General features: G+C 62.5%; 11 protein-coding genes. 9 read left to right on the forward strand and 2 right to left on the reverse strand.

From position 1 onward, the window contains the following. Positions 1-64: 64 nt before the first annotated feature. From ACFE72_RS07695 to ACFE72_RS07705, 3 genes are all read left to right on the forward strand, one after another. Complete coding sequence (locus ACFE72_RS07695; protein WP_375412484.1) at positions 65-1,726, forward strand: electron transfer flavoprotein-ubiquinone oxidoreductase; 1,662 nt, start codon at positions 65-67, stop codon at positions 1,724-1,726. A 348-nt stretch (positions 1,727-2,074) separates the two neighbouring features. After that, entirely contained in the window at positions 2,075-3,856 is a 1,782-nt protein-coding gene (locus ACFE72_RS07700; RefSeq protein ID WP_375412485.1) for a tetratricopeptide repeat protein, read from the forward strand. 19 nt (positions 3,857-3,875) lie between these two features. Further along, positions 3,876-4,763 carry a 4-(cytidine 5'-diphospho)-2-C-methyl-D-erythritol kinase gene (locus ACFE72_RS07705; RefSeq protein ID WP_375412564.1) on the forward strand — a complete coding sequence of 296 codons (888 nt, stop codon included), beginning with the start codon at positions 3,876-3,878 and terminating at the stop codon, positions 4,761-4,763. Positions 4,764-4,889: 126 nt separating this feature from the next. Here the strand turns inward: ACFE72_RS07705 and ACFE72_RS07710 are convergent, their stop codons facing one another. Next, entirely contained in the window at positions 4,890-5,900 is a 1,011-nt protein-coding gene (locus ACFE72_RS07710) for a polyprenyl synthetase family protein (RefSeq protein WP_375412486.1), read from the reverse strand. Between the two features lie 135 nt (positions 5,901-6,035). On the opposite strand from ACFE72_RS07710, the gene ACFE72_RS07715 reads away from it, so the two are divergent. The 6 genes from ACFE72_RS07715 (at position 6,036) to glyS (ending at position 11,931) form a co-directional block, all read left to right on the forward strand. Next, positions 6,036-6,263 carry a DUF2007 domain-containing protein gene (locus ACFE72_RS07715; protein WP_375412487.1) on the forward strand — a complete coding sequence of 76 codons (228 nt, stop codon included), beginning with the start codon at positions 6,036-6,038 and terminating at the stop codon, positions 6,261-6,263. Continuing rightward, positions 6,256-7,023, forward strand: coding sequence for a tRNA1(Val) (adenine(37)-N6)-methyltransferase (locus ACFE72_RS07720; protein WP_375412488.1), 768 nt, complete (start codon positions 6,256-6,258; stop codon positions 7,021-7,023). Before ACFE72_RS07715 ends, ACFE72_RS07720 begins: the two co-directional genes overlap by 8 nt. 319 nt (positions 7,024-7,342) lie before the next feature. Continuing rightward, on the forward strand, positions 7,343-8,209 hold the full coding sequence (locus tag ACFE72_RS07725) for a S49 family peptidase (protein WP_375412565.1): 867 nt from the start codon (positions 7,343-7,345) through the stop codon (positions 8,207-8,209). Between the two features lie 105 nt (positions 8,210-8,314). After that, a complete protein-coding gene (locus tag ACFE72_RS07730; RefSeq protein WP_375412566.1) occupies positions 8,315-8,506 on the forward strand; it encodes a hypothetical protein in 192 nt (63 codons plus the stop codon). Between the two features lie 312 nt (positions 8,507-8,818). Then, a complete protein-coding gene (locus tag ACFE72_RS07735) occupies positions 8,819-9,754 on the forward strand; it encodes a glycine--tRNA ligase subunit alpha (RefSeq protein ID WP_375412489.1) in 936 nt (311 codons plus the stop codon). Then, entirely contained in the window at positions 9,754-11,931 is a 2,178-nt protein-coding gene (gene glyS / locus ACFE72_RS07740) for a glycine--tRNA ligase subunit beta (protein WP_375412490.1), read from the forward strand. Before ACFE72_RS07735 ends, glyS begins: the two co-directional genes overlap by 1 nt. A 296-nt stretch (positions 11,932-12,227) precedes the next feature. Here the strand turns inward: glyS and ACFE72_RS07745 are convergent, their stop codons facing one another. Further along, on the reverse strand, positions 12,228-12,584 hold the full coding sequence (locus tag ACFE72_RS07745; protein ID WP_375412491.1) for a DUF1236 domain-containing protein: 357 nt from the start codon (positions 12,582-12,584) through the stop codon (positions 12,228-12,230). Positions 12,585-12,790 lie beyond the last annotated feature (206 nt).

Genomic DNA, 12,790 nt, shown 5'->3' on the forward strand with positions numbered 1-12,790 from the left:
GTTCTTCGCGCGAAAATCGGAAACAACAGACTTTAGAAGGCTTCTCGATGAGCGAGACGACACCATGAGCACCGACGAAGAACTGCCGCCCCGCGAGTCCATGGAATTCGACGTCGTCATCGTCGGCGCCGGTCCGTCCGGTCTTGCGGCCGCGATCCGGCTGAAACAGCTCAATGCGGAACTGTCGATCGTCGTGGTCGAAAAAGGCTCCGAAGTCGGCGCGCATATTCTGTCCGGCGCCGTGATTGACCCGGTGTCGCTCGACAAGCTTGTTCCGGATTGGCGCGACGACGCCGATTGTCCGCTCAAGACGCAGGTAAAGGACGACCAGTTTTACCTGCTGACGAAATCGGGCGGCGTCCGGCTGCCGAATTTCCTGCTGCCGCCGCTGATGAACAATCATCACTGTTACATCACTTCCCTCGGCATGGTGTGCCGCTGGCTCGGCGCCAGGGCCGAGGCGCTCGGTGTCGAAATCTATCCGGGCTTCGCGGCCGTCGAAACGCTCTATGACGGCGATGGCGCGGTACGCGGCATCGCCACCGGCGACATGGGCATCGCCAAAGACGGCTCACCCAAGGATTCCTTTACGCGCGGCATGGAACTGCTGGGCAAGTACACGCTGTTCGCGGAAGGCGCGCGGGGCAGCCTGACCAAGCAGCTGATTGCCAAATTCGCGCTCGACAAGGAGTGCGAGCCGGGCAAATTCGGCATCGGCCTCAAGGAGGTCTGGCAGATCGATCCGGCCAGACACAAAAAGGGCCTGGTGCAGCATTCGTTCGGCTGGCCGCTCGACAATGCGACCGGCGGCGGGTCGTTCCTCTATCATTACGACGACAATCTCGTCGCAGTCGGATTCGTCGTGCATCTCAACTACGACAATCCCTACATCTATCCGTTCGAGGAATTTCAGCGCTTCAAGACGCATCCCAGGATCCGGGACACTTTCGCCGGCGCCAAGCGCCTTGCCTATGGCTCGCGCGCGATCACCGAGGGCGGTTACCAGTCGGTGCCGCGGCTGACTTTTCCGGGCGGCGCCCTGATCGGTTGCGCCGCCGGCTTCGTCAACGTGCCGCGGATCAAGGGCGTCCACAACGCGATGGCAAGCGGCATGCTCGCTGCGCAAAGTATCGCAGCCGCGATCGGCGCCGGCCGCGCCAATGACGAACTGGCCGACTATGAAAACGGCTGGCGCAGTTCGTCGATCGGCAAGGATCTGTATCCGGTCCGCAACGCCAAACCGCTGTGGTCGAAATTCGGCACCATTCTCGGCAACGCGCTCGGCGGTTTCGACATGTGGTGCAATACGCTGGGCTTTTCGCTGTTCGGCACCCAGTCGCATACCAAGCCGGATCGCAAGACGCTCAAGCCCGCGAAGGCATACCAGCCGATCGCCTATCCCAAGCCTGATGGCAAATTGACCTTCGACCGGCTGTCGTCCGTGTTCATGTCGAACACCAATCACGAAGAGGATCAGCCGGTTCATCTGAAAGTCGCGGACATCGACCTGCAAAAGACTTCGGAACACGACGTCTTTGCCGGTCCGTCGAACCGCTACTGCCCGGCGGGCGTCTATGAATGGATCGAAGAACCGGCTGGACCGCGCTTCCAGATCAACGCCCAGAATTGCGTCCACTGCAAGACGTGCGACATCAAGGATCCCAACGGCAACATTACCTGGGTGCCGCCTGAAGGCGGCGGCGGGCCTAATTATGAAGCGATGTAAGCACGATGGCGTGAGCGGTGAACTCAAACGTCATTCCGGGATGCGCCTCTTGGCGCGGGTCCGGAAATCAGACGCTTGGCAAGGCCCTGGATTCCGGGTTGCGCGAAAGGCGCGCGTCCCGGAATGACGGTTAGCTGCGGCCGGCCACGATACCGCCACAGTGAAAGCGCTTTCAGAGCACACCGGTTTGAGGTCGACTGCAGCCTGGGCACTTTGTCGCCGATCGATTCGCGACCTATCCTTGCGGTCGAACGCCAAACGCGGCATGGTCAATCGTTCTGATGCTGCCGGGTAGGGTTGCCGCATCCCAAGACTGTCCATACCAATCCTGGAGCTAGGCGAATTGTGATGTTTTCCATTCGTTTCAATCGCTTGGCGATTGCCGCTGTCACCGCCGCATCGCTGGCAACGCATGGCCAGCTGCTGGCGCAGACCCCGGAGCGCCCGACCGACACGACGGCGCCGTTTCCCAGTAGCCGCGATCTGAAAGGCTTGACGACCTCGGGCAGCTATCTGGCCGCGCGTCACGCCAGCGTCGAACGCGACGCGAGTTCGGCGGCGGCATTCTATCGCTCCGCGCTCCGCACCGATCCGAAAAACAACGAATTGCTGGATCGCGCATTCATCTCCTCGCTCGCCGAGGGCGATATTGACGAGGCCGTGAAACTCGCCGATCGCATCCTGATCATTGACAAGAACAACCGCGTCGCGCGGCTCGTGGTCGGCGTGCGCGACCTGAAGCAGAAGAAATACGCCGCGGCGCAGATCAACATCAACCAGTCGGTGCGCGGACCGATCACCGATCTGGTGGCGACGCTGCTGTCTGGCTGGGCCAGCTATGGCGCCGGCGATACCAAAGCGGCGATTGCCAACATCGACAAGCTGGCCGGACCGGAATGGTATCCGATCTTCAAGGACCTGCATTCCGGCATGATCCTGGAACTGGCGAACAAGGAAAAGGAGGCCGGCGCGCGGCTCGAACGTGCCTACAAACTGGACGATTCCGCGCTGCGGGTGATGGACGCTTACGCGCGATGGGCTTCGCGCAACAAGGACGCCGCGGCGGCCCAGGCGGTCTACGAGGCGTTCAACAAGAAACTCGGGCGCCATCCGTTGGTGCTGGAGGGTATTCGCGAAACCAAGGCCGGCAAGAAGCTGTCGCCGCTGGTGGATTCGCCGCAGAGCGGCGCCGCCGAGGCGCTGTACGGCATCGGCGCCTCGCTGACCCGCCGCGGCGGCGAGGATCTGGCGCTGGTCTATCTGCAACTCGCGCTTTATCTCGCGCCCAATCATTCGCTGGCGCTGCTGTCGCTGGCCGATCTCTATGAATCGGTGAAGAAGCCGCAGATGGCGATCAAGGTTTATGAGCGCGTGCCTGCCGGTTCGCCGCTGAAGCGCAACGCGCAGATTCAGCAGGCGACCGATCTCGATACCGCCGACCGCAGCGACGAGGCGATCAAGATCCTAAAGAGCGTGACGGCGGAGGATCCGAAGGATCTCGAAGCGATCATGGCGCTCGGCAATATCGAGCGCGGGCGCAAGAAGTTCGCCGACTGCACCCAGACCTATACCCAGGGCATCGACGCATTGGCGTCGGCCAACGAGAAGGGCAACTGGGTGTATTATTATTTCCGCGGCATCTGCGAGGAGCGCTCCAAGCAGTGGAGCAAGGCGGAAGTCGATATGCGCAAGGCGCTGGATTTGCAGCCCGAGCAGCCGCACGTGCTGAACTATCTCGGCTATTCGTGGATCGATCAGGGCATCAACCTCGACGACGCCATGAAAATGATCAGACGCGCCGTCGATCAGCGTCCCGACGACGGCTATATCGTGGACTCGCTGGGCTGGGCCTATTACCGGATCGGCAACTTTGAGGACGCGGTGAAGAATCTGGAGCGCGCCATCGACCTCAAACCGGAAGACCCGACCATCAACGACCATCTCGGCGACGCCTACTGGCGCATCGGCCGCACGCTGGAGGCCAAGTTCCAGTGGGCGCATGCCCGCGACCTGAAGCCGGAACCGGAAGAACTGCCGAAGATCGAAGCCAAGATCGAGCACGGCTTGCCGGAGGACACCTCCTCGGCAGCGTCGGCGGACAAGAAAAAAGAAGACGGCAAAGGCGGCTGATCGAATGGCGGGTTTGCCAATGCCGGCGCTGAGCGATGATGCGCGTGCAAAGGTCAACCTGACCCTTCGGGTAATTGGCCGCCGGGTCGACGGCTATCACGACCTCGAAAGCGTGGTGGCGTTTTGCGATTGCGCCGATCGCCTGACGCTTGCACCCGGAACCGGGCTTACTCTCATCACCACGGGACCGCGCGCGCAGGACTGCGGCGAGGCTTCGGATAATCTCGTGCTCAAGGCCGCGAGGCTGCTCGGCGAGCGCGTCGGCGATCTGCAGGCCGGAGCGTTCACGCTCGACAAGGCGCTGCCGGTCGCAGCCGGCATTGGCGGCGGTTCGGCGGATGCCGCAGCCGCGCTACGGCTGCTGGCGCGGTCCAACGAGCTGGCGCTGGACGATCCGCGCCTGATCGAAGTCGCGCAACTGACCGGCGCCGACGTGCCGGTCTGCCTCTCGTCACAAGCCTGCGTCATGACCGGCGTCGGTGAAACGCTGCTGCCGCTCAGTCTGCCGAAAATGCCGTGCGTGCTGGTCAATCCCTGCGTTCCCGTGGCCACCAGGGACGTGTTTGCCGCGCTCGGCCTGCGACATGGCCAACTGCTGGTCGGCGCCACCGACGTGATCTTTTATCAGCCGAAATGGCCGGAAGCCGGGGCGCCGATCGAGGCATGGATCAAGGCCCTTGCCGGCATCGGCAATGATCTCGAAAAGCCGGCGACGCGGATCCAGCCCGTCATCGGCGAGATACTGGCCGCGCTGGGCCAAGCCTCCGGCGCCCGGCTGGCGCGGATGTCGGGCTCGGGCGCGACATGTTTTGCTATTTTCGACCGGGATGGCGATGCGCAACGCGCGGCGCAGGCCATCCGGCTCGAGCACCCGCAGTGGTGGGTGCATGCGGGTGTGTTGAGCTAAGCGCACGCATGGTTCTGCGTTCGTCATGCCCGGGCCTTGGGGCCGGGCCACGTCTTTACAGCTTTCGTTCGAGCAAGACGTGGACGGCCGGGACAAGTCCGGCCATGACGGCTTTGAGCTTACTTCTCAATGCGACCGCGCCAGACAGAACGCCACCACCTGTTCCAGCGCGGTCTTCATCGGAGAGGCCGGAAACAGCGCCAGCGCGTCGACGGCCATCGCGCCGTAGTGCTGGGCGCGGTTGATGGTGTCCTCCAGCGCCCGATGCTTGGTCATCAGCCCGATGGCATGATCGAGATCGCCGTCGCCGATCTTGCCGCGCTCCAGCGCGTTGATCCAGAAGGCGCGCTCGACGTCGTTGCCGCGGCGGAACGCCAGCACCACCGGCAGCGTGATCTTGCCCTCGCGAAAATCGTCACCGACGTTCTTGCCGAGTTTTGCGGCCTTGCCGCCATAATCCAGCACGTCGTCGACGAGCTGGAACGCGATGCCGAGGTTCATGCCGACCGAGCGGCACGCGGTCTGCTCGGCCTTCGGTCTGTTGGCGATAACCGGGCCGACCTCGCAGGCGGCGGCGAACAGTTCGGCGGTCTTGCCGCGGATCACCGCGAGATATTCGTCTTCCGTTGTGGCGGTATTTTTCGCCGCCGCCAGTTGCATCACTTCGCCTTCGGCGATGGTGGCCGCAGCCGACGACAGGATGTCGAGCGCGCGCAGCGAGCCGACCTCGACCATCATCCGGAACGCCTGACCGAGCAGAAAGTCGCCGACCAGAACGCTGGCCTCGTTGCCCCACAGCATCCGCGCCGACAGCTTGCCGCGCCGCAATTCGCTTTCGTCGACCACGTCGTCATGCAGCAGCGTCGCGGTGTGCATGAATTCGACCGAGGCAGCGAGCTTGACATGACCCTCGCCGGAATAACCCGAAAGATGAGCCATCGCCAGCGTCAGCATCGGGCGCAGCCGCTTGCCTCCCGACGAGATCAGGTGATTGGCGACCTCGGGGATCATCGTGACTTCGGAACCGGTTCGCGACAGGATGGTGGCGTTGACGCGTTCCATGTCGGCGGCGACCAGCCCGACCAATTGATCGATCGATGCCGTCGAGGGGCTCTCGAAGGGTACAATTACCGCCACGCCGGTCTCCACATTTGCCCAATTCACTCTATCGTCGTCTATAACAATAGAAAGTGCGGGGTGACGCGGCAAGGGCAGAAGCGGTTGACGCGCGCCGCCAAGCCGCGGAGCAAATCTGTCAAGGAGAGCCTAAAGGTGCGGGAATTGGTGCGGACCAACGATATTGTGCTGGTGTCGGCAATCGGCGCATTGCTTGATGGCGCCAATATCCATCATCTGGTGCTGGACCAGAACATGAGCATCATCGAAGGTTCGCTCGGCGTGCTGCCGCGCCGGATCCTGGTCCATGAGGAGGATAATCGCCAAGCGCGCCGGATCCTCACCGAAGCCGGGCTTGCCCATGAACTGCGGGCCGATGACTGATCCGCTGCATGACACGACCGAGGACGCGTTTCTCGGCGGACGATTGAGGTTGCGCCAGCCGAAATCGGGCCACCGCGCCGGTCACGACGCGATGCTGCTGGCGGCGGCGACATCGGCGCGTCCGGGCGACCGCGTCGTCGACTTCGGCGCCGGCGTCGGCGCCGCGGGCCTTGCGGTCGCAACGCGCGTGCCGGCAATCGAGATCCTGCTGGTGGAGATCGACGCCGGGCTTGCCACGCTCGCGCGCGGCAATGCCGCGTCGAATGGCGTAGAAGCCGAAGTCATCGCCATGGACATTACATCCGGCGCCGGCGCTTTTGCGGCCGCCGGCCTTGCACCGGATAGCGTCGATGCGGTGCTGATGAATCCGCCGTTCAACGATTCCAGGCGGCATCGATCGTCTCCGGACAAAAGCCGCGAGTCCGCGCATCTGGCCGACGCCGCAACGCTCGAGAACTGGGTTCACGGGGCGCGACGGATTCTGAAATCCGGCGGCGTGCTTACCCTGATCTGGCGCGCCGACGGGCTTGCCGCGGTACTGGCGGCGCTCGAGCGCGGTTTCGGCAGCCTTGCGATTCTGCCGGTTCATGGCAGCTCGGACACGCCAGCAATCCGCGTGCTGATTCGAGCGATCAAGGGCGGGCGCGCGCCGGCCGCGCTTTATTCCGGCCTGATGCTCAATGATGAGTCAGGGCTGCCTAATAAACAGGTTCAGGAAATATTGGCGGGGAAGGGCATTTTGCCGCTGGCGATGCCTTGAACAGCGGCCTCGATCGGGAACGAGCTCGAGTGATATTTCGTTATTGCGGCAGTGTTTCCGAGCGTTTCTCGGGTCCGGACGTGAAATGCACCGCGGTCAGGAGAGTGCCGATCAGCATCATCAGCAGATATATTTTCATGTCGTTCTCCGCTGCCTCGTTGCAGTACAGCCATTGCAATGCAAATGACGTTCCCACCGGGCCTGAAATAACACTGACGTGATAGAACATGAGAAGTGGTAAATTTTTACGAAACGCCCGAGCAACAAGGGAAACCGCATGAGCCAGAACGTCGATGGCCGCCGCGCGCAGCCCTGGTCGATGGCGGGGCTGATGGACCTCGTTCCGGCGCGCTGGCGGCGCGGCGCCGCCATCGTACCGGTGGTGCGGCTGTCCGGCGTGATCGGTGCCGTCACTCCGTTGCGGCCGGGCATGTCGCTGGCCAGCGTCGCGAAAATGCTGGAACGCGCCTTTGCTTTCAGAAATGCAAAGGCGGTGGCCCTGGTGATCAATTCGCCGGGCGGATCGCCGGTACAGTCGCGGCAAATTTATCTGCGCATTCGCCAACTGGCCGCGGAAAAGAAATTGCCGGTATTGGTGTTCGTGGAAGACGTCGCAGCGTCCGGCGGCTACATGCTGGCCTGCGCGGGCGATGAAATTTTCTGTGATCCCTCATCGATCCTGGGCTCGATCGGCGTGGTCGGCGGCAGCTTCGGTTTTCAGGAGTTGATCAGGAAGATCGGCGTCGAGCGGCGGCTCTACACCGCGGGCGAGCACAAGGCGATGCTGGATCCGTTCCTGCCCGAAAATCCGGACGACGTGGCACGGGTGAAGGCACTGCAGCGCGAAATCCACGCTATCTTCATCGCATTGGTGAAGCAGAGCCGGGGAAACCGGTTGAACGGCCCCGACGGCGTGCTGTTCTCGGGCGAGTACTGGGCCGGGGAAACCTCGGTTTCGCTGGGGCTCGCCGATGCCATCGGCGACATCCGGTCGACGCTGCGCGCGCGCTATGGCGACAAGGTACAGATGCCGGTCATTGCGCCCCCGGCCGGGCTTCTGGCGGGTCTGATGGGGCGCAAGTCGGGGGCGGGAACCGCGATTGCAATGGATGGGCTCGCGGGACTGCCGGACGATCTGATCTCTGCGCTGGAAACCCGGGCGATCTGGGCTAAATTCGGGTTTTGAGCGGCTCGCTATTCTACGCGCCGAGAATGATTGCGGGCTGGCGCTGCTTGGGCGAGAATGCGGGCCAAGGGGGGCCGCTACCACATGAACGACGAGGACAGACCGATGCCGCCGCTGATCGCATTTGCAGGCGCCCTGGGCGGGCTGGCCGTGGTCCGCTGGGCCTACCGGACCGCCCGGAGGATCAACAGAGAACTGGAAGAGGCGCGTCATTCGCGGGTCACGGAGGCCGCGCGGTCGAACGACATTCCAACGCTGCGTCGCGATCCGGATACCGGCGCCTATCGGCCGGGTTGACCGATCCCTAAAATGCTTGCGCCGGCTTCAAAGTGGGGCACCACCTTGAAGGCCGGCGAGCAAGCTTGGAGATAAATGGTCGTCGGGTCGTATAATCGTTTCCTGGCCCGGAAGTTCCCACTCGATAGCCTGGCACTTCCTAACAATCGGCAAGTTTTCCGCGCGGCGCCGTCGCGCTGGTTAGCGCGAGCTCTCCGCATCTCTTCAATTGCGTGGTAAAGCGGTCGAATCCGCGCCGGAGACTGCCTTGATTCCTTGGTTCCCCGCCGATACGGTCCCGCGCGCTGTACTACCCTGAACCAGAAGCCGACCATGGATTCGCCATCGCCGCACATGCGCCCGGAACGCTCGTTCCAGGGATTCATCCTCGCCCTGCAGCGGTTCTGGGCCGATCAGGGCTGCGTGATTCTGCAGCCTTACGATATGGAAATGGGAGCGGGGACGTTCCATCCGGCGACGACATTGCGCGCTCTAGGGCCGAAACCGTGGAAAGCCGCTTACGTGCAGCCGTCACGCCGGCCGAAAGACGGCCGCTATGGCCAAAATCCCAATCGCCTGCAACATTACTATCAGTTTCAGGTCATCATAAAACCGTCGCCGCCGGACCTTCAGGAACTGTACCTGAAATCGCTCGCCGCCATCGGCATCGACTCCGCCCTGCACGACCTCCGTTTTGTCGAGGACGACTGGGAAAGCCCGACGCTGGGGGCGTGGGGGTTGGGCTGGGAATGCTGGTGCGACGGCATGGAAGTGTCGCAGTTCACCTACTTTCAGCAGGTCGCCGGCGTCGAATGCGCGCCGGTGGCTGGCGAACTCACTTACGGGCTCGAGCGGCTCGCGATGTATGTGCAGGGCGTCGACCGCGTCTACGATCTCAATTTCAACGGCCGCGACGGCGCCGACAAGGTGACCTATGGCGACGTGTTCCTGCAGGCCGAGCAGGAATATTCGCGGCACAATTTTGAAGTCGCCGACACCGTAATGCTGTTCGGGCAGTTCAGGATGGCCGAGGAGGCCTGCAAAAAATATCTTGCTGCCGGTTGGAAACAGGACGGCAGCCGCCGGCAGCACCTGATGGCGCTGCCGGCCTACGACCAGTGCATCAAGGCCAGCCATGTCTTCAATCTGCTCGACGCCCGCGGTGTGATCTCGGTGACCGAGCGGCAGAGCTACATCATGCGCGTGCGCGAACTCGCCAAGGCCTGCGGCGAAGCCTGGGTGCATACCGAAGCCGGAAGCGCCGCCTGATGCCCGATCTTCTGCTCGAACTGTTTTCCGAGGAAATTCCGGCGCGGATGCAGGCCAGGGCGGCCGAGGAACTGCGCCGCATGGTCACCGACAAACTGGTCGCCGAAGGGCTTGTCTACGAAGGCGCCAAGGCGTTCGCGACGCCGCGGCGGCTGACGCTGACGGTGCACGGCATCCCCGCGCGTCAATCGGATTTGAAGGAAGAACGCAAAGGTCCGCGCGTCGGCGGAGCGGAGGCCGCAATCGCCGGTTTTCTCAAAGCCACCGGGCTTGCCTCGCTCGACCAGGCAAAAATCCAGCGCGATCCGAAGAAGGGCGACTTCTACATCGCGCTGATCGAAAAGCCCGGCCGCGCCACCCTGGACGTGCTCGCCGACATGCTGCCGCTGATCGTGCGCACCTTTCCATGGCCGAAGTCGATGCGTTGGGGCGAACGCTCCGCGCGTCCGGGCGCGCTGAGCTGGGTGCGGCCGCTGCATTGCATCGTCGCCACGTTCGGGATGGAGACCGAAGAGCCGAAAGTGGTGAAGTTCGCCGTCGACGGCATCGAGGCCGGACGGACGACCTACGGCCATCGCTTCATGGCGCCTGCGGCGATTTCCGTGCGGCGTTTCGAGGATTACGAGACAAAACTCGCGGCGGCGAAGGTGGTGCTCGATCCGCAGCGCCGCAAGGACATCATTCTGGCCGACGCCCAGCAGCTTGCGTTCGCGCAAGGATTCGAACTGATTGAGGATCAGGTGCTGCTCGACGAAGTCGCGGGTCTGGTCGAATGGCCGGTGGTATTGATGGGGGCGTTCGAACAGGAGTTTCTGTCGATCCCGGGCGAAGTGATCCGTGCCACCATCCGCAACAACCTGAAGTGCTTTGTCGTCAGCGATCCCAAGACCGGAAAACTCACCAACAAATTCGTCCTCACCGCCAATATCGAAGGATCGGATGGCGGCAAGGCCATTGTCGCCGGCAACGAGCGCGTGATCCGCGCGCGGCTGAGCGATGCGAAGTTTTTTTACGAAACAGATTTGAAAACGAAACTGGAAGACCGGCTGGCCAAGTTCGACAGCATCGTGTTTCACGAGAAGCTCGGCACCCAGGGCGAACGCATCAAACGGATCGAGAAACTGGCGGCCGAAATCGCGCCGCTGGTCGGCGCCGATGCCGAGAAGACCAAGCGCGCGGCAAAGCTCGCCAAGGCCGATTTGCTCACCGAAGTGGTCGGCGAATTCCCCGAACTGCAGGGGCTGATGGGAAAATACTACGCGCTGGCGCAGGGCGAGGACGTTAGCGTCGCGGCCGCGAGCGAGGAGCATTACAAGCCGCAGGGGCCGAATGATCGGGTGCCGACCGATCCGGTGAGCGTTGCGGTGGCATTGGCGGACAAGATCGACACGCTCGTTGGATTTTGGGCGATCGACGAGAAGCCGACGGGGAGCAAAGACCCATTTGCGTTGCGAAGAGCCGCGTTGGGGGTTGTTAGGTTAATTTTGGACAACAAACTCCAATTTACGCTTGGAATGCTTTTTACAAGAATTTTCGACGACTTCCATCATTCCGGTAAAACCTCGGCGATTATATTAAAAGGATTTCATGCTCCTGCTCCGACAGTTGTGACATACGAGCGCATCAAAGGCATCGAACTTGATAAAAGAGCGGTTGACCTTCTCGCCTTCTTCGCCGACCGCCTCAAAATCCAGCTCCGCGAGCAGGGCGCGCGGCACGATCTTGTCGACGCGGTGTTCGCGCTGGAAGGCCAGGACGATCTGCTGATGGTTGTCCGCCGCGTCGAGGCGCTCGGCAAATTTCTCGACACCGACGATGGCAGAAACCTGCTCGCGGGCACCAAGCGGGCTGCGAATATTTTGCGGATCGAGGAGAAGAAGGACGGCACGGCGTATGGCGGCGCACCGGATGCTGCGCTGTATTCGCTCGACGAAGAAAAGGCGCTCGCGAGGGCGATCGATCAGGCCAAGGCGGAAGCCGGCGCCGCCGTTGCTCGCGAAGATTTCGCGGGCGCCATGAGTGCGATGGCAAAACTGCGACCGGCGGTCGATGCGTTCTTCGACAAGGTGAAGGTCAACGACGACGATGTAAAAGTGCGCGAGAATCGCCTGAAGCTGCTCAACGAAATCCGCGCGGCGACGCGGGCGGTGGCGGATTTTTCCAAGATACAGGATTAGGCCGCCACGTCATTGCAGGCAAAGCGAGGCAATCCAGAAGAACTGGTTTCCTCTCGCCGCGCTCTTGGCAATGACGGCTGGCGGCGTCGCGCCAATCCAACCTCGTTCCGCGATGCGCCAGCTGGCGCAGGCCCGGAATCCATGCACTCTGTCGGGAGTTATGATTCCGGCTTCGCGCGAAGTGCGCCCCGGAAGGACGACCTGAAAAAAAGCCCCGCCCGGCGGGGGACGGCCGGGGCGGGGCTCTTTTCGCTCAGTCGCGCTTGCGGCGCGCCCGAGCGCAATCGGTCAGGCGTTTACTCGACTACCTGAACGATGCGGCGCGTGCGCGGTTCGACCAGCACGGTCTGCCCATTCACCACGGTGTAGCGATAGGTGGTCGGGCCGTAGGTCTGCGGCACGTCGTAATAGGTGATGCCGGCTTCCGGCAGTGTCGTGCCGATGACGACGCGCTCGGGAATGGTGTAGGTCGGCACGCGCTCGCGAATGACGTATTCGCGGAACGCCGGCCGCTGAGCGGTCGCGATGCCATCATCGGCGTCTACGATCACGCTTTCGCCACGGACGACGCCAACCGTGTTCTGCGCCTGCGCCACGATCGGGGCGCCGAGAACCGCGGTGATTGCGGCCACAGCGAGAATTCTGTTCCGCATGGCTTTCTCCTTGGAGGACTCGCGTCGGCGTCTTTGCTCGCACGCCTGCGCGTAATCTTTTTTAATTCCAGCGCCCGCGGATCGTTCCTGAGCGAATTCGTCCGCTATGCTGCAATTTTGGCAGCTATCGATGGCGTTCGGAACCCAATTGACCCAAAAGCGTCTGCTATTCCGGAACCGCGACAGCGGATAGAGTTCCGCCTCGA

Source organism: uncultured Bradyrhizobium sp., from assembly GCF_964252615.1.
Lineage (GTDB): Bacteria > Pseudomonadota > Alphaproteobacteria > Rhizobiales > Xanthobacteraceae > Bradyrhizobium.